Consider the following 22780-nt stretch of genomic DNA (forward strand, 5'->3'; position numbering starts at 1 on the left):
AACCCGGGTTATAAATGAGCCCATAGTCCGAATTAAAATATTGCTGCAAAGGCAATTTTAGCCCTTGCTCGCAAGGCCACGGGCCGCGCAGGTTGTACCTACGCGGCCCGACGAGCTTCAAGGCAATTTAGCAAAATGCAATGTCATCCAAATTTCAATGAAACAACCGGTTTTAAGAACCTAATTCTTATCACAATGCAAAAGCCATTTATTACCATTGGTCTCATTCTTTTTACATTTTTTACTGCCAGCGCGCAGCAAAAGCCCGTATTGAAGTTCAATGCGCAGTCCCGGTTTAAAATTGTTCAGTTTACCGATACGCATATACAATATGATTCCTATCGGTCAGACAGTACACTGGCAGTGATGAAAGCGGTTATTGAAAGAGAAAAGCCCAATCTGGTGATCGTTACCGGCGATGTTGTCGGGTCAGACAACAGAAAGAAGGCCTGGCTGAAAGTGGCTCAGGTAATGATTGAAGCGAAGGTTCCATGGGCGGCGAGTCTGGGGAACCACGACGCTGAGTACGAAATTACGAAGGAAGAGACCATGAACACCATTGTTGGGTTGCCCTATAACCTCACAATAAGTGGACCGAAAGAGCTGGCAGGAAAAGGAAATTACGCATTGGCTATTCAATCATCAAAGTCCAAAAAAACCGCGGCCGTCTGTTATGTTTTAGATTCAGGAGAGAAGCCCCCAAAAACCTATGAGTGGATGGATGAAAGCCAGGTACAGTGGTACAGGAAACAAAGTGCTGCCTTTACCAAACAAAATAGCGGAACACCACTTCCGTCCCTGGCATTTTTCCATATACCCTTTCCTGAGTTCCATCAGGTTATAGGAAAAAGCACCACCATCGGCATGAATTTGGACGCAATGCCAGCCTCGGGTAGTGCTCGTTCAAACCTTTACACAGCCATGCAGGAATGTAAAGATGTAATGGGCGTATTTGTGGGGCACGAGCACAACAATAATTACATTGGCTGCTTAAATGATATTTGTCTTGCATTCGGTCAGGCCACCGGACGGCAGATTTATGGAGAACTTGGCTCAGGGGCCAGGGTTATTGAATTGTATGAAGGGCAACGGAAGTTCGACTCCTGGATTTTGAAGCTTTACGACAATAGCCGCGAACTGGATATATGGAAACCTGCCATCAGCAAAGAAAAGATGTTTTTTGTTTCCTATCCCGGCTCCTTCGCTTTAAAAAAGGCGAATAGCAATAAGATTACGATGACCACGGAAGCTACTTCCAGAGTAAGCATCCGTTTATCAGGAAGCGGCCCGGCAACGATCGACTGGGGAGATGGCTCCGGGAAGCAGGTAATCACACTCACCAGAGACGCTGGTGTAAAGATCAATCATAGCTATCCAATTGCTTCCTCACATACGATCTCGATCAACGGCGACAATATTACCAGTCTCGACTGTAAGCGAAGCAAATTGTCCTTTTTGGATGTTAGTAAAAATACCGAACTTACCTCGCTGGATTGTAGCGAAAATCGACTGACGCATCTGGATGTAGCTAACAATACTGCGTTGAAGGTGCTGTGGTGCAGTGGCAATCAATTAAATCATTTGGATGTCAGTAAAAATACGTTGTTATCGGAATTGTATTGCTACCGTAATTTATTGGCGAATCTGGATGTTACTCAAAATGTCGGGCTTACCTGGCTGAATTGCTATCAGAACCATTTGACAAGTTTGGATCTTAGTATGAACACATTACTGAGACGACTGGATTGCTACGAAAACCGGTTGAAGACTTTGGATGTCAGTAAAAATATCGCCCTACAATGGTCGGTTTGCTGTGATAATCAACTTACAACCGAGGGCATGAATGCCTTGTTTGCTACCTTACCTAAAAGTGTCAACGGAGCAAAAATATACGTAGCCGGCAACCCGGGTGAAAAAGATTGCGATCGAGGCATTGCCAAGAGCAAAAACTGGACCGTCGGTCTCAGGTATTAAAACAGGTTGATCTTGTGGGTAATCCGAAACAGGGCAAAGGACAAAATATCTTCGGGAAGGTTATGGAATTGAGATACTCACTTTAAAAACCTACACTACGAGCCCCACATAGATATAAAATCTAATTTAATTCAAATAACTTCAATTTGTATCTACAATTGTTCCCATCCGTGGTTTTTCTACTTAATTTTGTGACATTAAATAGAAATCAAACTAAACTGGTACATAATGGCTACGTCAACAGAAACGTACATTCCTTTTAAGGTTAAAGACATTTCGCTGGCCGAATGGGGTCGCAAAGAAATTACATTAGCAGAAGCAGAAATGCCAGGACTAATGGCTATCCGTGCCGAATACGGCCCGTCTCAGCCTCTGGCAGGAGCTCGCGTTGCAGGATGTCTGCACATGACCATCCAAACGGCCGTTTTGATCGAAACGCTTACTGCACTAGGTGCGGAAGTTACCTGGTCATCGTGTAATATTTTCTCAACGCAGGATCACGCAGCAGCAGCTATTGCAGCAGCAGGGATTCCGGTATATGCGTGGAAGGGCATGAATGAGGAAGAATTTAACTGGTGTATCGAGCAAACGCTTTTCTTCGGCGAAGATCGTAAACCTTTGAACATGATTCTTGATGACGGAGGTGACCTTACCAATATGGTTTTTGACGATTATCCTGAATTGATCGAAGGTATCAAAGGACTTTCGGAAGAAACTACTACCGGTGTTCTTCGTCTTTACGATCGCCTTAAAAATGGTACACTTCATTTACCTGCAATTAACGTAAATGACTCAGTTACCAAATCTAAATTTGACAACAAATACGGTTGCCGTGAATCACTTGTAGATTCAATCCGTCGTGCAACTGACCTGATGCTTGCAGGTAAAGTTGCCGTTGTGGCAGGTTACGGCGATGTTGGCAAAGGTTCTGCTGAGTCTCTTCGCGGAGCCGGATGTCGTGTATTGGTTACAGAAATCGATCCGATCTGTGCGCTTCAGGCAGCTATGGACGGTTTTGAAGTTGTAACCATGGACGAAGCCGCAACTCGTGCGAATATTTTCGTTACCGCAACAGGAAATTATAAGATTATCACGGATCGTCACTTCCTTGCCATGCGCGACAAAGCGGTTGTTTGTAACATCGGTCACTTCGATAATGAAATCGACATGGCTTGGTTGAACGGGACCTATGGTGACTCAAAATCTCAGATCAAACCACAGGTGGACATCTATTCTGTTGAAGGAAAAGACATTATCGTTCTTGCCGAAGGCCGTTTGGTAAACCTGGGCTGTGCAATGGGCCACCCCTCTTTTGTAATGTCATGCTCCTTCTCAAACCAGACACTGGCACAGATCGAACTTTGGACCAATACGGCTGCTTACGAGAAAAAGGTTTATGTACTTCCAAAAGCATTGGATGAAAAAGTTGCTGCTTTCCACCTTGCCCACGTTGGTGCGAAACTGGAAACACTCTCTGACGAACAGGCTGCTTACATCGGCGTTACAATCGAAGGTCCTTATAAGGCGGAAACTTACAGATATTAATCTGTCAAAGAATTTTCATTTTTAGAAGGTTCACTAATAAATAAGCTAAAAGCATTGCAGGAGTTCCTGCGATGCTTTTTTGTTTTTGCCTTCAACCCAATTCACAAACAAACCCGCCTCCACACGGTGCCTATACCGAAGTGGAAGCTTGTGGCAGAGCCCGATGGGGCTCCGATTTGGTAGGGTTATCTCCCGCTTTGGAAGGCAAGGGAAAGGCAATCCCGTTTTGGTCAAAGGCCTTCTTCAATGCCTTCATGGCTTCACTTTTGGATTTACCCGGACTGGTTTTCTGCTGATCAATCCAGAACAATATCTGAAATTCTATGCCTGTCTCTGCAAATCTGACGTAGCTGAACTCTACCGGTTTTGAACTTAAAAAACCAAGTTGCCCAATGGTCTGAAGCGAAAGCTGCTCCACCAGCTCCATATCCTCCTGATAGGCCACACCGCACTGCACAAGTACACGTCTTTCACCTGAATTGGTAAAGTTTACAATCGGTTTCTGAAAAATATCTTTACTGGGTATTTCCACCATTTGCCCGGCAAAATTATCAAGCTTTACCGAACGTAGGCCGATGGACTTCACTTTGCCCGTAAAACCATTTGTCTCAATGACATCCCCCACTTCTATCGGACGCTGTATGACAATGAACGCTCCCGATATAAAATTGGTCGTAAGATCCTGGAAAGCGAACCCCAGCGCCAGTGCCAGCACACCGGCCCCGGCAACCATCGAAGTCACCGTTTTATCCAACCCCAAAACCCCCAGAGCAAAAAACAGCCCAATCATAATAATCACAATGCGCGTTACGGCCGAAACAAGGCTCACCAGTCCTACATTGTGTGAAGCGCGTCCAAGGATACGGGCCATAACTCTACCACCATAAGACGCCAGATAGCGAAAAAGAACCAACAATAGGATAGCAACCAAAACATTAGGAATGAGCCTCACGCCTGCGTCGAACCACCTATCAATCTTGCCTGCAATCGGGTCAACCGTTTTTACTATCTGTCCGAATATCATATACTTATGAAAATAAATTTTGCGCCATTTCGCCTATACTCACCGAAGCAACATCTTCATAAAACGGCGAATCACGCAAATGTTGCACCTTTTCATCTGACTTTCAATCAAAGTGCGCAACAAACTCGCCTGAAGGCATACCGGACCAGGAGATATACAAATAAAAAGGAGACAAAACCGCGTGGCCTCATCTCCTTTCAAGCTCTTCCGCAGGTTTATCTACCGCAGATCAACCACCTCAACGCCCGGATATTGCTTCGCATTAAAGGTGAAAAAATTATCCGCCACAGCCACATCCGGCTGGAACTGATCCACCTTGTAGGTAACTTTTTGACCGTTCTTCTGAAATATTTTCCAGCTTTTAATCGACCTGTCCTTCTTATTCACATGTATCTGCACCTTACCCACCTGACTGTTTTTGCTGGTTGAAGTAAGTTCCACAACCTCATACACCTGGCTACCTTCTTTTTGTTCCTGAAGAAACGCATATTTAAAACCCTTTTTATAGGCCGAATATATCTTGGTAGGGTCCAGATCGCCGGTTGCCGTCGGATCGAAGTCCTGTAGGTTCACCTCATTGGTTTCTTTGATGTAAGTGGCCATCAATTTGCCGTCATTGAAAATTTCCTGACCGGCCATCTTCAGGCGAAATTTTGTTCCTTTCACCGTAGCATCACCTTTCAGTGCCTTTCCTCCATCCGGGGTGTAGGTAAAAATCGCCTTAAAGGATTTTATCTTTTGGTATTTGTTGCTCATTGCTTCCAGTATTTCGGTAGACTTCTTATCGCCTTGTGCGAAAAGCGAACCCGATATACACGTAAAGAGGAAACTGATAATCAATAATTTAAACTTATTCATATTCATAGGTTTTTAGTCAAAATGGTAAAAAGGTATGCCCCGATCAATTGTGGCAAAAATTAGACCATCATTAAAGACACAGGTTTAATAATACAAAAAAATGAAGCTAAATTTTCTTAGTTATACGGCAGGCTTCGTTAATTGATGCCCATGCTTCTGAGGTGATCTTCCAGCCCGCTCAAATCATGGAACATTACATCCCGGGCTTTGCTTCCTGTAAACGGTCCCACAACCCCTATCATTTCCAATTGGTCCATAATACGCCCCGCTCTGTTATACCCCAATTTCATTTTTCTTTGAATCAAGGAAGTACTGCCTTGCTGATGTGTCACGATCAGGCGGGCTGCCTCTGCCAGCAATTGGTCAAAATCCTCAGTATTGACTTCGCTCCTGGACTCACCGCCATCCTCACCTTCGTATTCCGGCAATGCATACGCCTCGTCATAGCCACGTTGCGACCCAATGAAATCACAGACCTCTTCGATCTCACGCGTGTCGATAAATGGACACTGCAAACGTATCACCTCCGAATTAATGGAAAGCAGCATATCCCCCTGCCCAACGAGCTGTTCTGCACCACCCATATCAAGAATGGTACGTGAGTCGATACTGGATGTTACCCGAAACGACAAACGAGCCGGGAAATTGGCTTTGATCAGACCGGTAATAACTTTTACAGATGGCCGCTGGGTAGCTACAACCAGGTGGATTCCCACCGCACGTGCCAGCTGAGCCAGCCTGGCAATAGGGGTTTCCACTTCCTTACCAGCAGTCATCATCAAATCTGCCAGCTCGTCTATTACCAGAACAATATAAGGCAAAAACCGATGCCCCTTCTCCGGACTCAGACGACGCTGTGCAAACTTCGCGTTGTATTCTTTGAGATTCCGGACCGCTGCTTCCTTCAAAAGGTCATACCGCGAGTCCATTTCGATACACAACGAATTCAGGGTGAAAATTACCTTTTTCGTGTCTGTTATAATAGCCTCGTCTGCATTGGGCAACTTGGCAAGAAAATGACGTTCTAACTTATTGAAAAGCGTCAGTTCCACCTTTTTTGGATCCACAAGGACAAATTTCAGTTCAGCGGGATGCTTTTTGTAAATAAGCGATGCCAGGATTACATTTAACCCAACAGATTTACCCTGCCCTGTGGCTCCTGCCATCAGCAAATGGGGCATTTTGGCGAGATCCGCTATATGGATATCGTTGGAAATCGTTTTGCCAAGGATCACAGGTAAATCATACGTTGATTTCTGAAATCGTTCGTTGGATAAAACCGAACGCATGAAAACTGTTTCCCTGTTTTTGTTCGGCACTTCTATCCCAATTGTGCCACGGCCAGGCATCGGGGCAATGATCCGGATACCCAGTGCGGCTAAACTAAGTGCTATATCGCCTTCCAGATTTTTGATTTTGGAAATACGTACGCCTGCCTCAGGAATAATTTCATACAAGGTTACCGTCGGACCGATCGTTGCCTTTATCTTTGAAATATTAATACCATAGCTTCCCAGGGTATCTACGATCCGGATTTTATTACTTTCCAGTTCTTCCTGACTTACTTTTTCATGTTGATTCTCCAACACTTCACTGAGCAATCCAAGATTAGGAAACTGATAGGAAGGCAGATCCAGAGTATGGTCGTATTGCCCAAACTCTCTCAAAATCGAAGCGTTGACATCTTCATCTTCTATAACTTCCTCGAGTATCGGCGCCTGGTAAGTGTCCTCAACTTCAAGCGTAAGGTCGGCTACCACCACAGGTGTGACAGGTGTAGTTACCACCGGTTTCACCACCTGGATCGGCGGAACAACCCACGATTTCTCTTCCTCCATTTGTATCATGATTCCCGCCTTTTCATCCTCCTCCTCTATCTCCGGCAAGACGTCGTCATCGTAGGTATCATTCACCACCGAAACGTATTCGCGCTCTTTCACCTTTACCGGTTCGGTTTCTGGAGTAGCTTCCTCAGCTTCCAGGATACTATCCTCTCCTTTTGACGGGTTAGCCTGCCAGCTATCCAACACCGTTTTGGCATCATAGAAATAAACTGCAAAGACAAACAAGGCAAACAGTATTGGAATAATACTGCCCCATTTCAACAAATCAAAAAGCCATACATTGAGCGTGTATCCAATTCCACCTGCCACAAAACTTCTAGTGTTTTCGGTATTGCTCATGAGAATGATGTAACCCATCAGCAAACTGATCCACATGGTGAAGAAAATAACCTGTTTGGTAGTACTGCTCAAATTCACCGGCTCCCTTCGGAAAGCTATTTTCAAGCCACCCAGAAAAGAAATGATGGGAAGCAAAATAGCACCAAGGCCAAACCACCGATAAACAAATACGTGTGAAAGGATAGCACCCAGAAAGCCCAGGAGGTTGTGCGTTTGTTTCCCCGCATCCCTTATAGACTGCCGACCGAGGCTGTCCACAACACTCTGATCCGTGATACCCGTGAAAATATAAGATAAAAATGAAACCTCGAGTATAACCGAAAGGACAATGAAAAATATCCCCCAGGCAAGGGTACCATTGGGGCTTAGAAAAATGCCTTCCCAGTCTAATGAAAAACGAAATGCTTTGCCAGGTTTCTCATCGGCTTTTTGACGGAGCGTATTTCCCCGAAGTTTATTAACTGACATCTATTTCAATAATAATGTGTTGATAAATGTGTGAAGCGTTCCTGTAAACTCAAACTATTAACTTTTCACGAGAGCCTTACAAATTTGGCTGGCAAGCCCAGGACCTTCATATATAAACCCTGTGTAAAGCTGAACCAATGCAGCGCCTGCACTGCGTTTATCCATCGCATCTTTGGGCGATCCGATTCCACCTACGCCTATTACCGGAAACGCGTTGCCGGATTTCTCGCAAATGTAACGAATAACTTCGGTCGCACGATGCGTAAGAGGTGCTCCGCTTAGGCCACCAGCACCCATTTTCTCAATTTCCGATGACGAGGTGAGCAGGTTATCCCGGCTGATTGTCGTGTTGGTTGCGATAACCCCTGCAATGTGTGTTTCCTTGACAATATCCACAATATCATCCAACTGACTTGTTGTAAGATCGGGAGCAATCTTCAAAAAGATTGGCTTAGGTGAAGGTCTGTCTGCATTCCTCTTTTGAAGTTCCTTGAGAATTTCTGTAAGTGGTCCCTTTTCCTGTAAATCCCGCAAGCCGGGCGTGTTGGGAGAGCTCACGTTTACAACAAAATAATCCACCACGTCAAACAAGTCACGAAAACAATGCAAATAATCATTCAGTGCCTGATCATTTGGCGTGTCTTTGTTTTTACCAATATTGCCTCCAATCAGTATCGTCGATTTACGCTGACGAAGCTTGGCGGCTGCCACGGCCGATCCCTTGTTATTAAACCCCATGCGGTTGATAAGTGCTTTATCGCTCTTTAACCTGAACAAACGGGGTTTTTCGTTACCCGGCTGTGGTCGTGGTGTAACCGTGCCAATTTCTATAAAACCAAAGCCCAGTGCTTCCAGCTGATCAACCATTTCGGCATTTTTGTCAAACCCAGCTGCCAACCCCACCGGGTTGCGGAACCTCAAACCAGCCACTTCCTGTACCAGATCCGGATGCTCATAAGTATACAAAGCCCGCATCAAAGCCGGAAATCCGGGAATTTTAAAAGCAAAATGAAGCACTTCGCACACGAAGTAATGAACGCGCTCAGCATCAAAAAGAAAAAGTACCGGAGAGATCAGAATTTTATACATCCTGCAAAAATAGCAGGTTTTGGAGGATGGGAAGGGAGAGATTTAATATATTTCTTAAAATAGTATTTGTTGGCTCAGGACTAGTTCAAATTGATCCTATTGTTCCCTACCTCCGCAGTTTACCCGGATACCTGTAAATTTAGTAGGAAAGGCATCCCAACTGCGGAATGCCTTTCCTACTAAATAATAAGTAAATTTACCCTAATCGCTGCTGCTATGGCTCTTTCCCGACAAGGTATCTACTTCACATTCTTTTTAACCGGCCACACATATTCGAATTGGTCATTGATCGGAGCACCGAAATAATTTACACCAAGATAATCCAGGCGTTTTTTGTGAACCTCGAGACGTTTGCTAAAGTCTTCATAGTTCTTATTTTCCTTTGTGGACCATCCAATTTCGGCCACCGCAATGCCACGGGGGAAGAGCATATACTCTGCATAAGCGGGTGTTTTGACATACTCCGTCCAAAGATTTCCCTGCACACCCAGAATATGCCTGGACTGTTCAGGAGACAGCACTTCGGGGGTGGGCTCAAAAGAATACGTTTTTGAAATTTCCAGATGACCGCCAATGCTCACCGGCTGTTTCACCGTTTTGGGATCTGCCTGATAATAATCGAGATAAACATGGGTTGTAGGTGTCATGATCACATCGTGGTTCTCTTTAGCCGCAGTGATGCCGCCCTCAGTACCTCTCCAGCTCATTACCGTAGCATTCGGAGACAGCCCACCTTCCAGTATTTCATCCCAGCCGATGATCCTCCTTCCCTTCGAGGTGACAAATTTGTCAATTCGTTTGATCACATAACTTTGCAATCCGTGCGCGTCTTTCAGATTTTCCTTTTTTATCAGATCCTGGGCAAACCGGCTTTCCTCCCATTGGGTTTTAGGGCATTCGTCGCCACCAATGTGAATATATTTGCTCGGAAAGAGGTCTATCACTTCTGTAAGCACATCCTCCAGGAATTTAAGCGTTTCCTCCCGGGGCATAAACACGTCATCATAAACACCCCATTTTGTACCCACCTTATAAATGCGGTCCGGGTTATTCCCCAGGTTAGGATAGGACGCTAGTGCAGCCAGGGCATGCCCGGGAAGTTCAATTTCCGGAATCACGTTTACATATCTATCCGCTGCATATTTCAGTACGTCTCTAATTTCATCCTGGGTGTAAAAGCCACCATAAGGAGTGCCATCGTATTTGTTATCGGTATAATGCCCTTTCATTGTTTCATGCCGGATCGAACCAATCTGGGTCAGTAAAGGGTATTTCTTAATCTCAATCCGCCACCCCTGGTCGTCTGTCAGGTGCCAGTGAAATTGATTCTGCTTGTGCATCGCTAACAAATCAATAAACTTCTTAATAAACTCTACGGGCATATAATGACGGCCTACATCCAGCATCAACCCGCGATATCCGTAGCGCGGAACGTCTTTCACTGTAACAAAAGGAACGGTCCATTTCACGCCACTGACAGCCTTTGCACTGTACACCTCAGCAGGCAGCAGTTGCAAGAGTGTTTGCATACCATAGAATGCCCCCTTGGCGGTCTGCGCCCGAATCACCACGCCTTTTTTATTTGCCATCAAATGATACCCTTCTTCACCAAGCATGGCATCCTTAGATACCTCAAATGAGATATTCCCTTTACCAACAACCGTCTTTATCTTATTACCCGTGGCCATTGTCAGGCGGGATGACAGCATTTCTGCTACTTTTCCCCACTGGTTATCCACAGGGGCCGAGATAGTGGTTTTAACACCTAGTGTAAACTCACCAGGAGCTGTCTGTAACTGACTTGGCTTGGGAATAATTTCGGGTTGAGCGTTCACCAGGTTTCCCCAAAGGAAAATCAGCAGAATAAAAATCGACTGTTTCATCATTCGATAAAGTTATTTATTAAAAATATTTAAAAACTATGCAAGTTAAAATCTTATTCACGCAAACTGGCAATGATCTTTCTTTTTTTATAATTTTACGTACCACATTATGCTCTTTGTGCGTTAACTAGTTTTGCTTCGGCCTTACGGATATTACTTCGTATTTCCGTAGTTACTTTTAAAAACGGGGGGTGCTGTGACTCTCCCACTTTACTCAGCCTAAATCCAGATCTTTAAAATCTCCCAATTGTGATCAAAACAAATACGCAGCGCGTTATCTTTTACTTCCTTTTTCTGGCAATTTCCAATTATGCTTACAGTTCTGCTATCCACAGCTTACCTATGCTTCCTGATGGAGGCAAAATGATCGGCAAGGTGGTGGAGGCTCCTGGAAATACGCCGGTAAGTTTTGCTACCATTGCCGTCATGCTTAGTGCCGATTCATCTGTAATCGATGGCGTCACCGCTGATGAAAACGGAGTCTTCTCGTTTTCTAATGTAAAATCCGGCAAGTATATACTTCGGATAACCAATATGGGGTACGACACCCGTTATGTAAACAATGTCAATATTGCACCCGAATCCAACATGACCGACCTTGGCCTCATTACCATGTACGCAGCTGCCCAAAAGCTGAATGAGGTGGTGATCGTCGGTGAAAAAAGCATGATCGTGGATGACATCGACAAGAAAATGATCACCATCGGGAAGGACCTTCTTGCCAGCAGCAATAACGTAAGCGACTTACTTGAAAAATTACCTGCCGTGTCGCTGGACGAAAATGGTAATCCTCAGGTACGCGGAAAAGGCAACGTAGTGGTATTGATAGACGGGAAGCCTTCCACCTTGTATGGGAGCGACCTGCCGACGATACTCCAGTCATTCCCGGCCGAACTCATAGACCGGATCGATGTAATGACCACTCCTTCTGCCAAATATGAAGGAGAGGGAGCCTCCGGGGTCATTGACATCATCACGAAAAAGGTAAAAATACGTGGAACAAATGGAGGTGGCCGACTGAGTTATGGCAACAGAGGAAACCACAATGTATCGGGCTACATCAACCACCGTACGGGAAAAATTGGCCTCAACTCCTCGGTCAGCGGCCAGTCGAATAATACATTCTGGAAGCGAATGCTCAGCCGCGACAACTTTTTGGGCGAGGAAACTTCCCACTTAAATCAAATGGGAAGAGGTAGCAACAAAAATAAGAACCTGTTTGGCCGGGTTGGATTGAACTACGAGCTGAATGAAAAAAACAGCGTCGAACTGGGCGTAAATTATTCACTGAATCAGAATAACAACCTCAGCAGCATTGCCAACGAGACGAGCCTGTCGTCCGGAATCATAACGGAACAGTTTGTCCGTAATGTAAAATCCGAAGGAGATGGCAACAATATTAGTATGAACCTTGATTATCGTAAAAAATTCAAGAAAAAGGATCACTTATTGGCTTTTACGGCAAATTACTCACTGGGTGGATCAGATGGAAACTCACTGTACGACCAGCTAAGTGATGCAGAAACACTGGAACAGCACCAACAAAATTTCAGGAACAACAACAATAACTCCTTGTTTCTGAATTCAGATTACACTTGGCCACTTGCCAAAAAATCGACACTGGAAATGGGTGTCCGATCAAGGATAAGTCAGAGTGAAAATACGAATGCGTTCTACAATATCGACAATGAGGGCAGCAATCCGGTATTTGACCCGAATGTGAGCAATATTTTTGGTTACAAAAACTTCATTTATACCGGTTATATGACCTTTTCGCAAAAGACCGATGACTGGGGTTTGCGTGCCGGACTCCGACTCACGGATGCTGAACAAACCGTAAATCAGATAAGTAGCGACCGTTCATTTTCGGTACATTTCCTTACCCTTGTACCCTCTTTGGCAGTGACCCGTAAAATTGATGATGCTTCTCAGGTCAAAATAAATTACAGCCGCAGGGTTCAACGCCCTGAAGCGAGCTGGCTAAATCCATTTACAGACATTTCAGATCCACGAAATATACAGACAGGCAATCCGGAACTCCGACCAGAATTTGTTCACAAAGCCGAGATGGGCTACTCCAAATATGAAGAAACGGGTGGATGGGGCCCCTCACTCTTTATGGATTATTCGAATAATGCAATTACCAGGCTCCGTACAGTAGACGAAGAAGGTGTATCGCTGACCAAATATGACAACGTCGGCCGTGAGATGTCCTATGGTTTTGAAACTGACTTCTCTCAGAAGTTTGGTGAATTGATAAAAGTGAATGCAAGCGGGAGGGTTTATCGCAGCGAAGTAGTATCCGAGATGGCTCAGATCGACAACCGGACCTGGAGCTATTCCGGAAATCTGAACGCGTTTTTAACACTTCCAATGGACTTTCGGGCTTCTGCTTACGTTAATTATGAAGGCCCCAGAGCCATTGCTCAAGGCACACGCGAGGGAGTATTTGTCGCCAATATGGGTATTCGTAAAGACCTGTTGGAAAAAAAAGCAACACTTTCATTTAATATCCAGGATGTTTTCCTTTCGAGATCCTATAAAAGTCAGTTAAGTACGGCTACCTACGCACAGATTTCTTCATGGCAGCAAACGAACCGCCGGGTTAATTTAACCTTCCAATATCGGTTTGGAAAAATATCTGCGAATGGCAACGATGCCTGAAACCTGTCTAAAAATCTGCAATTAAGCAGCTTGAAAGGAATATGAGTGCACGCTCATGTTCCTTTTTTGATTTTGCGACAATGGTGTCTGCACGGAAAAAGAAAGAGAAGTGCAACACGTAAGCACCACTGGAACAGTTTTTGCTCGTCAATATACGTTAGCTTTGGAAAATATATCAGCAGAACAAATTAGTTATCTTAGTCAGATGAATTAAAAATCTGCAGAAGCAACCAATATTAAACCTGTTGAAATAACTTTGGTCAAACGTTTGATCAAACTGATTATTTATAATCCAACAAAACGCTAAAAACTATTCTAATGAAAAAGATTCTTTCGACCACCATGGCGCTGCTTATCGTCTCTACACTGGGTTTTGCGCAAAGAATTCCCGCCGATTCGATATTTGCAAATTATTACGCTGCAACTGGCGGGAAAGCCCTGTGGAATGAAATTAAGACTTTCAATGTAAAAAGAAGTTATTCTGCCGCATCAGCCACGCCCTACACGGCTGATATCTCCGTATCGGTTCCGGAGAAGTCTATATACAAATCGAAGAACATCATGAATCGTAGCTTTGTATACACAGTAAAAGGCAATGAGGGGTGGATAAAGGTGCCCATAGGCGGAAAAATGGATGTTAAGGACTTAAGTCAGGCAGAACAAACCAAAATGCGACTTGAGATTTACGATCTGCTGGTTCCTTTTATAGATTACCAAAACCGAGGACTCATCGCTACAACCGTGGGCACAGAAATGTTAAACGGCGTATCGGTAAACCAGGTAGAACTGCAAGGCCAGGGGGTCAAATATAACCTCTGGTTTGATGCTAAGAGCGGATTACTCCTTCGGCAAAAAGAAAGCCTGGCAGGTGTTATTACAACCACAGACTTTTCCAATTACATCAAATCAGCCTCTGGAATTATGTATCCCGCAAAGTTGGTTGAAATAAATACGGCCGACAGAAAGCCAGTTTCGATTACATCAACCGTAACGGTGAATGGTACCGTGGGTGCTGAGTTATTCAAAAGATGAAACATTAGAGCACTGATATTTCCTGGGTGGATGATGATTTCTGATCACCACCCAGGTTTTTTATAGGCTAACTATCTGTCTAACAACCACAACGACAGATGAATAGAAGGGAGAATGAAGAAAGCATTAAAGGTATTAGCTATTATTGTCCTCACGGTCTTGATCCTGTTGGGCGTTTTGATATGGGGATTACAGACACCCACCGGACAAAATCTGCTGACAGACCAGGTCAACTCTTATCTCCGTAAAAAGTTTCAGAACAAGGGGAGAATTGAGAAAATACGCTTTGATGTTCCCGACTGGGTAGTACTGGAAGGAATTTACTTTGCGGATCAGCATGGTGATACATTGTTAACCGCTAAACATTTGCGTGTTGATCTTGACATGTACAACCTGATTAAGGGAAAGGTTGGAATTAATAAAATTGAGATTGAAGGTGCCAATGCCCATATCAGCCGGACACTTCCTGATACTGTCTTCAATTTTCAATATATTATAGATGCTTTTGCCAGCAGTGAACCTGAAACGGTGGATACCACGTCCAAACCTATGGAAATGCGTCTGGACAAAATATTATTAAGAAATGTAAATTTATCCTATCGAGATGCCGTCATTGGCACCGATGCAGAAGCAAATATTGATTCGGCGGAGGTGTTGTTCGACAAATTCAACCCCACCCGATCTCAATACCACCCTACGAAAATAACATTATCCAATAGCGGAGCAAAGCTCAGGATGTATGCTGCTCTAAAACAAAGCACAGATTCCAACCCTTCGGATCCAGCCGATTCATTAGATTTGAAGCTTGGTGACGTCGACATCCGCAAATTCAGCTGGGAATTTCTTGACGAATCTTCGGGGCTCAAAAACGGCCTGACCGTCGGACTTCTTCAAGGGCACATCAACAATATTTTTCTCGAAAGCCAGCAGGCAGATGTTCAGAAGGTGTTGCTTGAGAATCTGAACGTCTATGCGGAGTTTGCAAAAAAAGAACAAAAGAAAGCACTCAGTGAGAAAACCAGCGCTGTGAAAGTTTCTCAAAGTGGCACCCCGGCAGATACCGATTCCACCTCCGACGTTTCTCCTGGCTGGCATGTTAAAGTGGCTGATCTCAAATTAGTCAACAATGACATTCGCTATGATGATTTCAATACACCTTCACAGAAGAAGGGGATGGATTTCGCTCACCTCAACGTGAAGGATCTCAATGTGGACTTACAGGATTTTGTTTTTTCTGATGACAATATCGCCGGAGCCCTGAAATCAGGTTCTTTTAAGGAAAAGAGTGGTTTCACAATTCAACAATTGAGGACAAATTTTGCCTATGGTGCCCGGCAGACCTATCTCAAAAATCTGTATCTCAAAACGTCAAATACCATCCTGCGTGACGAATTGATTCTGAAGTACGAAAACCTGGACCAGTTGACCAACGATATAGCGAAAGTGAATGTCAGGCTCAGACTCACCAACAGTCAGGTCTCATTTTCGGATATACTATTACTGGTGCCGGATCTTTCCAAAACGCCACCATTCAACAAGGAACCGAACGGATTGTTAAAGGGAAGCGGACTTGTCACAGGTACTATGAATAACCTACTGATTTCCAAGGCCAATTTCAGCGCACTCGACGGAACCATACTGGCCATGGATGGCAGGATACAGGGACTGCCGGATACTGACAAACTTTTTGTGGACCTTACAATTAATGAACTTTCATCAACCCGGAATGATTTAATGAAAGTTTTGCCGGACAGCACACTCCCCGCCTCAATAGAACTACCTGACCGCATCAAGATAACTGGCAAATTGCGCGGCGGCATGACGGATATGACCACCACCACTACCTTAAATACTTCGTTCGGTGTAGGTTCATTTTCAGGGACTTTGAAAAATATCACGGACAGTCTGCGGGCTCAATACAACGGAACATTGACTTTTCAGGAGTTTGATCTGGGAAAGCTTATGAAGCAAGCACCCGCAGAGCTTGGGAAAATCACTCTCAGAACGGACGTGGAGGGAGTGGGTTACGCGCCCAACACCATGAAGGCTACCTTAAATGGCACCGTGGAAAGCGCAGATATAAAAGGATACGTATATAACAATCTGCGACTGTCGGGTGATGTGGACCACGGTTTAGCCAACCTTTCGGCCAAAATGGATGATGCCAACATCAGGGTGGATGTCCGTGGACAGGCCGACCTTTCCAAAACATATCCATCTGTGCAAGGCGAGGTGAATATCAATCACCTCAACCTCACAGCACTCCATCTTTATGATGACTCTTTACAGATCAAGGGGAACATTAAGGTGGATATGCAATCCACGCAGCCGGATAATCCGCTTGGATCTGTAAACATCACAGATCTGGTGCTAACTCACCATAAAAAGCCTGTGGCTGTTTCAAATATTTCGATGCAGCTTACCGACTCTTCCGGCAAACGTCAGGCGGTTGTAAATTCCCCTTTCCTAAAAGCCAGAATGGAAGGAGACTTCGTGTACACCGAATTGGCAGATGCGATCTTTACACAAGTTGGCAAACATTTTAAAGCACCTTCAATTACTTACAAAGAAGTAACCAAACCTGTAAATTTCAACTTGGATGCTACTTTGTTGAATCATCAGGTATTACAGATCTTCGCCCCCCAGTTGAGAGAAATGAAGCCGGTAAGACTTCATGCACAACTCGATAATCAAAAAGATTCGACTATTGTAGCATCTGTATTTGTACCGACGGTAAATTATGACAGCATACTCACGGAAAACGTAACCGTACAGTTTTATACCGTACCTGAAAAAGCAGCATTGAATGCGTCACTGGGCATGTTGAATACAGGTAGTTTCAGGATACAAAACGCATCCCTCAAAAGCAATATCGCTGACAATGATATCAAGTTCGATTTATTAGTGAAGGATTCGGTCAATGTGGATAGGCATGCCGTTAACGGTGACCTGGCAGTGAATGGAAGCAGATATAAACTTAGCCTGCGCGACAACCTCCTGCTCAATTATCAGGATTGGGAAACCGACACCAATGGATTTGTAGCATATGCGACCGACAGCGTGCTGGTTCGCAACATGGTAATCAAGAACAAGGCTCAATCACTCACTATCAACTCAACTATTGAGCAACCTAACAGTCCGTTGGATATTCAGATTAACGATCTGGCCATCGGTCCGATGATCGCCATTGCAACGCTGGATTCAACAACAGCTTCCGGAACACTTAATGGTAAAATTCTGCTCAAAAATTATATGTCTGCGCCAGTGTTTACCGGCGACCTTAAAATTGATAATCTCGCAGTAACTACCATTCCGGTGGGTGACTTGTCCGTCAAGGCATCCAACGAAAATGAAAATTTGATCAGCATCGAAACAGCTTTAAAGAGTGATCAGAATGATGTTGAAATGAATGGAACCTACAACGTTAAGGCCGAAAATGCGCTGAATTTCAATTTGGAAGTAAACAAGCTCAGCGCTTCAACGATTGAAGCTTTCAGCTTTGGTGAACTGAAAAGGGCAACGGGTAACCTTAGAGGAAAAGCTGCCATTTCCGGCTCTACAGATAGCCCCAAACTGAATGGGGAGATGAATTTTGATAGTTTCGCCTTTACGGTTAATCAGCTTGGTGCCAGATATTCACTGGATAAACAAAAAATCAGCCTCAACGGTCAGCGAATCAATTTCAATAATTTTATCATTGCCGATTCGCTCAATCAGCAAATGAAAATTAACGGAAATGTCAACATCGCTACGCTTCCCGATGTAGGGTACGACCTCACAATTGGCGCAAAGAATTTTACAGTCCTAAACTCCACCCAGAAGGAGAATGAGCTGTTTTACGGAAAGGCAAAAATTGACGCTAACGTAACGGTAAAAGGAAAGGGTAGCAGATCCATCGTGGACGGGAAAGTGAAAGTGGATCCGGGAAGCGACATCACAGTGGTCCTGTCCAATCAGGCCACAGAAGCCGGTGATGCCAGCAAAGGGGTAATCGAATTTGTGGATATGAGTGACTCTACCCAGGTGGCAAAAGTAGATTCCATCGAAGCCCAACAGATCATAATCGACTTTTTGTCCCAAATATCGCTCGACCTGGATGTGGATGACAAATCTCAATTTAAGGTTGTCATCGACGAATTGAATGGAGACAACATTAAATTGAGGGGGAATGCGCAGTTAAATGCTGGAGTTGCACCAAACGGCCAACTTTACCTGATTGGTGCTTATGATGTGACCCAGGGATCGTATGATCTGACCCTCCAGATTCTCAAAAGACAATTCCAGCTCAAAAAGGGCAGCACCCTGATCTGGACCGGAGACCCCATGAAGGCCGACTTAAATATTACGGCCTCCTATGAAGTGATGGTGGATCCAGGCTCTATCGATAACAATTATAAAGGTGATCGTAAAATTCCGATTGAGGTTCAGATTATTATTACGGGTAACCTGACTACACCGAATATAAAGTTCAATGTAACGCCGGGCGAGGAAGTTGGAGATAATATCAAAAAAGATATAACGGATCAGACCTTCTGGGCCGATATGCAGAATAATCCTTCTGAGATGAATAAGCAGGCATTTGCCTTGTTGATTACCAATAAATTTATCACCGAACAAACCTCCTCAGGTTTCAACATCGGATCCAGTGCCGAAGCTATTGCGCGCCAGAGTGTTAGTCAGTTACTTAGCGACCAGCTCAATAACCTAGCCTCCGATCTCGTAAAAGGAGTAAACCTGGATTTGGACCTAAACTCGACAACCGACCAGGCCGCAGGCGCCCGCACCGACCTCAACGTAGGGCTCAGCAAGGCGTTTCTGGGTGATAGACTGAAGATATCTGTCGGAAAGAATTTTGAATTGGAAAGTAAAAGTCAAACCCCGAGCTCTACCCAGGTCTTTGATAACATCGCACTTGATTACAATTTGAGCAAAGACGGCAGGTACCGATTCCGGGGATACAGGAAAAATCAGTACCAATCCATTCTTGAAGGTTTCATCGTCGAGACTGGTGTGAGTTTTATTATAACGGCGGATTATGATCTGTTCCGTGAAATCTTCCAAAAGCAGAGAAATGAAAATTAATGCAATATGTCTATTCTTGGTATGTGTTATGCTGGGCAGTTGTTCGGTTATAAGATATATTCCGGAAGGCCAGGGGTTATATGTAGGAAGTAAAGTCAACGTCGAAGCGGACTCCATTTCCAAGCCAAATATTTCCGGATTGGAGGCTAATCTGGAAGCCATTGTTAAGCCAGCCCCAAATAAGACTATTTTTGGATTTCCCTGGAAAGTCTGGTTCTATTACTGGATAGGCGAGCCCAAAGACGAAGGCGGGATCCGGAGTTGGTTTCGCAGAAAGCTCGGCGAACCGCCCGTCATAGCCACACAGCGTGTCGTTGACATCAATGCGGCCAACATGGCTGGCTACCTGGACAACCAGGGTTTCTACCGATCAACGGCAAAAGGGAAACTAAATGTAAGTGAGAAGCGAACTGCAACAGCCGAATACAATGCCTATGTGATGCCCAGATATGTTATTAACGAGGTAAATATCGTGGTTCCCGATAGTTCGGTGTTCAACCGAGATCTTGTACTGTCTAAAAAAGACACCTATCTCAAAAAAGGCGATCCCATCAGGCTTGAAGTGGTGACCGCCGAGAGGTCCCGGATCGAGCAGCAACTCAAGGGTAAAGGTTATTACTATTTCAACCCGGATTACCTTATTGTAAAAGTCGACTCAACCATTGGCAGACAAGACTCGACGCTGGTTCCTCAACAAGTAAATCTTTACCTTGAAGTAAAAAAGGAGACCGCGCAAACGGCCCTGAAGCAATATTACATCAACCGTATTTTTGTAAATACAGGAACAGCCGAAGATAGCGCTGCTGATAGTACTGTCAATGCGGGCGGAAGAATACGCCGTGGACTGACGATTAAAGATCCGGGAGAACTTTACAAACGCCGCATTTTTTATGACGCCATTGGATTCAGAAGAGGCAACCTTTATACCAACAAGGCTCAGGAAATATCAGTGACCCGACTGGTAAATTTGCAAAACTTTAAATTTGTAAAAAATGATTTTGAGTTAGTACCCCGGTCAGATTCAGCCCTTCTGAACGTGTATTATAATTTGGCCCCTCAGAAAAAAAAATCATTGCAGACCACACTCAGTGCAAGTACTAAATCCAATGGACTTGCCGGTTCCGAATTAAGAATAAACTGGAAGAATAGGAATTTTTTCCGAGGTGCCGAAATTCTTAACCTTTCTGGTTTTTATGGTTTCGACCTTCAGTTAGGTGGTAATAAGATTGATAATCCTAACCGGGTCGGGAATGAATTTATAAGATATGGTGCCACGGCTTCATTGTCTTTCCCGAGATTCATTATTCCGTTTGTAAGGATAAGGCCTGAAAGAAGTCAGATTTTACCCAAGACAATACTAGCCCTGAATTTCGAAAACAGGGTGCAACGAGACTTTTTCACCCTAAGGTCCATCCGGGCAGATTGGTCCTATGTATGGAGTAAAAATACGCAGTTGGAACATACTTTAACCCCGATAGCACTTAACTTTATCGAGCCCAGAAATGTAAACTCGGAACGATACGTAGCGATTCTCACTAGCCCGAATACAAACCCACTAGACAAGAAGCGTTATATCACTCAGGTCGAAACAAAGTTTATAATTGCCGGATCAAATTATACCGTTTCGTATAGACCCAATCCAAGACCTTTCAGTAAAAATCAATTTGTCTTGATGGGAGGCATCGACTACGGGGGCAATTTACTTAGTTTACTGGGCAAAAAGAACCCGGGCGACAGTGTAAAGGAATTCTTAAATATTCCAATTCTTCAATTTGCCAAATTTGACGGGGACGTACGTTACTTCAGAACGATCAACTCACGTATTAAATGGGCAAACCGCTTGCTGGGTGGCGTGGGCATACCTTTCGGCAATTCAAAAAAGATGCAACTTCCTCAATTTAAGCAATATTTTGCGGGTGGGAGTACCGGTATTCGTGCGTTCCGCGCCAGAGCATTGGGGCCTGGCGCCTACAATCCGGACACTACATCCATTGCGCTTTTTGGCTATAATGCGTTCGGTGATATCCGGCTTGAGGCTAGCTCGGAAGTTCGTGTAAAATTTACAGATATCATTAATGGTGCATTATTTGTAGATGCCGGTAATATCTGGACCTTTAGGGGTAATGCCGGGGAAGGTTTTGAGGACGAAACAATATTCAAAAAAACCTTTCTGAACCAGGTAGCAGTAGGTGGGGGGATTGGGCTAAGGCTGGATTTCTCGTTCCTTGTTTTTCGTCTGGACATCGCAACACCGTTCCGCAAGCCCTGGTATACGGTTACGCCGGTGGATCAGGACCCCAACGCACCCTTGGACCCCAGCGCTCCACTACAATACAAAAATCCCTGGGTATTTAATGAGATCAATTTCGGAAGTAAAACCTGGAGAAAGGAAAACCTGATCCTGAATATTGCTGTAGGGTTACCGTTTTAAGGTAGCTATCCATTTTTTATTTCCTGGCACAATTCAATTAATACGCCACTGGTGCTTTTGGGGTGAAGAAAACAGACCAGCTTGTTGTCGGCGCCTCGCTTGGGCTGTTCGTTCAAAAGGACGAATCCTTCCCCTTCAAGCCGCTTCATTTCTGCTGCTATATCGTCAACTTCAAACGCCATGTGGTGAATGCCCTCTCCTTTCCTATCAATAAATTTGGCAATGACGCTTTCGGAATTGGTCGCTTCCAGAAGTTCAATTTTTGTTCGGGCAATCTGAAAGAAGGACGTGGAGACGCACTCCGATTCAACAACTTCTCTTTTGTAAGGCTGTATATTGAGCAGTCTGGAATAGCGTATTTCCGCCTCCGCCAGATTTTTCACCGCAATCCCTATGTGCTCTACATTCTTTAGCATGTTTTTCCCTGGATATTAACAATCGGTTTCACAAGTTGTCAGACGTTGCAAGTGATGATTTGGCGTTAAATAGATACAATCCTTCCGTTTTTTGTCAACAACACCGCACTGCATCATGCGACTTTACCGTT

12 protein-coding genes are annotated in these 22780 nt (G+C 44.4%); 6 read left to right on the top strand and 6 right to left on the bottom strand.

Features of this window, described 5'->3' with window-relative positions; genetic code table 11:
- Window positions 1–195: 195 nt before the first annotated feature.
- Together DYADSP32_RS13985 and ahcY are read left to right on the top strand one after the other, a co-directional pair.
- A complete protein-coding gene (locus tag DYADSP32_RS13985; RefSeq protein ID WP_414617758.1) occupies window positions 196–1974 on the top strand; it encodes a metallophosphoesterase in 1779 nt (592 codons plus the stop codon).
- 228 nt (window positions 1975–2202) lie between these two features.
- Window positions 2203–3519, top strand: a complete 1317-nt coding sequence (ahcY, locus tag DYADSP32_RS13990; RefSeq protein WP_149242154.1) for an adenosylhomocysteinase — start codon at window positions 2203–2205, stop codon at window positions 3517–3519.
- Between the two features lie 130 nt (window positions 3520–3649).
- Here ahcY and DYADSP32_RS13995 read toward each other — a convergent pair whose 3' ends face one another.
- The 5 genes from DYADSP32_RS13995 to DYADSP32_RS14015 form a co-directional block, all read right to left on the bottom strand.
- On the bottom strand, window positions 3650–4543 hold the full coding sequence (locus DYADSP32_RS13995; protein WP_149242153.1) for a mechanosensitive ion channel family protein: 894 nt from the start codon (window positions 4541–4543) through the stop codon (window positions 3650–3652).
- Window positions 4544–4762: 219 nt separating this feature from the next.
- A complete protein-coding gene (locus tag DYADSP32_RS14000; RefSeq protein WP_149242152.1) occupies window positions 4763–5401 on the bottom strand; it encodes an outer membrane lipoprotein carrier protein LolA in 639 nt (212 codons plus the stop codon).
- A gap of 137 nt (window positions 5402–5538) precedes the next feature.
- Window positions 5539–8052: an FtsK/SpoIIIE family DNA translocase gene (locus tag DYADSP32_RS14005; RefSeq protein WP_149242151.1), complete on the bottom strand. Its 2514-nt coding sequence runs from the start codon at window positions 8050–8052 to the stop codon at window positions 5539–5541.
- Between the two features lie 57 nt (window positions 8053–8109).
- Entirely contained in the window at window positions 8110–9141 is a 1032-nt protein-coding gene (locus tag DYADSP32_RS14010) for a quinone-dependent dihydroorotate dehydrogenase (RefSeq protein WP_149242150.1), read from the bottom strand.
- 239 nt (window positions 9142–9380) lie between these two features.
- Window positions 9381–11024 (bottom strand): beta-N-acetylhexosaminidase, encoded by a 1644-nt coding sequence (locus DYADSP32_RS14015; RefSeq protein WP_149244846.1) that lies wholly within the window; start codon window positions 11022–11024, stop codon window positions 9381–9383.
- A 249-nt stretch (window positions 11025–11273) separates the two neighbouring features.
- Between DYADSP32_RS14015 and DYADSP32_RS14020 the strand changes: the two genes are divergently transcribed.
- The 4 genes from DYADSP32_RS14020 (at window position 11274) to DYADSP32_RS14035 (ending at window position 22233) form a co-directional block, all read left to right on the top strand.
- Window positions 11274–13688 carry a TonB-dependent receptor domain-containing protein gene (locus DYADSP32_RS14020; protein WP_414617759.1) on the top strand — a complete coding sequence of 805 codons (2415 nt, stop codon included), beginning with the start codon at window positions 11274–11276 and terminating at the stop codon, window positions 13686–13688.
- Between the two features lie 318 nt (window positions 13689–14006).
- The gene (locus DYADSP32_RS14025; protein WP_414617760.1) at window positions 14007–14720 is read left to right on the top strand and encodes a hypothetical protein; all 714 of its coding nucleotides are present in this window, start codon (window positions 14007–14009) and stop codon (window positions 14718–14720) included.
- Window positions 14721–14834: 114 nt separating this feature from the next.
- A complete protein-coding gene (locus tag DYADSP32_RS14030; RefSeq protein ID WP_149242149.1) occupies window positions 14835–19802 on the top strand; it encodes a translocation/assembly module TamB domain-containing protein in 4968 nt (1655 codons plus the stop codon).
- A 28-nt stretch (window positions 19803–19830) separates the two neighbouring features.
- A complete protein-coding gene (locus DYADSP32_RS14035) occupies window positions 19831–22233 on the top strand; it encodes a BamA/TamA family outer membrane protein (RefSeq protein WP_414617761.1) in 2403 nt (800 codons plus the stop codon).
- Between the two features lie 5 nt (window positions 22234–22238).
- Here the strand turns inward: DYADSP32_RS14035 and mce are convergent, their stop codons facing one another.
- Complete coding sequence (mce, locus tag DYADSP32_RS14040) at window positions 22239–22649, bottom strand: methylmalonyl-CoA epimerase (RefSeq protein WP_149242147.1); 411 nt, start codon at window positions 22647–22649, stop codon at window positions 22239–22241.
- Window positions 22650–22780 lie beyond the last annotated feature (131 nt).

The organism is Dyadobacter sp. 32 (genome assembly GCF_902506755.1).
Lineage (GTDB): Bacteria > Bacteroidota > Bacteroidia > Cytophagales > Spirosomataceae > Dyadobacter.

Bases quoted from the DNA above. Each gene is read 5' to 3' on its own strand.
- DYADSP32_RS13985 (WP_414617758.1), top strand. From the start codon at position 196: ATGCAAAAGCCATTTATTACCATTGGTCTCATTCTTTTTACATTTTTT.
- ahcY (WP_149242154.1), top strand. From the start codon at position 2,203: ATGGCTACGTCAACAGAAACGTACATTCCTTTTAAGGTTAAAGACATT.
- DYADSP32_RS13995 (WP_149242153.1), bottom strand. From the start codon at position 4,543: ATGATATTCGGACAGATAGTAAAAACGGTTGACCCGATTGCAGGCAAG.
- DYADSP32_RS14000 (WP_149242152.1), bottom strand. From the start codon at position 5,401: ATGAATAAGTTTAAATTATTGATTATCAGTTTCCTCTTTACGTGTATA.
- DYADSP32_RS14005 (WP_149242151.1), bottom strand. From the start codon at position 8,052: ATGTCAGTTAATAAACTTCGGGGAAATACGCTCCGTCAAAAAGCCGAT.
- DYADSP32_RS14010 (WP_149242150.1), bottom strand. From the start codon at position 9,141: ATGTATAAAATTCTGATCTCTCCGGTACTTTTTCTTTTTGATGCTGAG.
- DYADSP32_RS14015 (WP_149244846.1), bottom strand. From the start codon at position 11,024: ATGAAACAGTCGATTTTTATTCTGCTGATTTTCCTTTGGGGAAACCTG.
- DYADSP32_RS14025 (WP_414617760.1), top strand. From the start codon at position 14,007: ATGAAAAAGATTCTTTCGACCACCATGGCGCTGCTTATCGTCTCTACA.
- DYADSP32_RS14030 (WP_149242149.1), top strand. From the start codon at position 14,835: ATGAAGAAAGCATTAAAGGTATTAGCTATTATTGTCCTCACGGTCTTG.
- DYADSP32_RS14035 (WP_414617761.1), top strand. From the start codon at position 19,831: ATGCTGGGCAGTTGTTCGGTTATAAGATATATTCCGGAAGGCCAGGGG.
- mce (WP_149242147.1), bottom strand. From the start codon at position 22,649: ATGCTAAAGAATGTAGAGCACATAGGGATTGCGGTGAAAAATCTGGCG.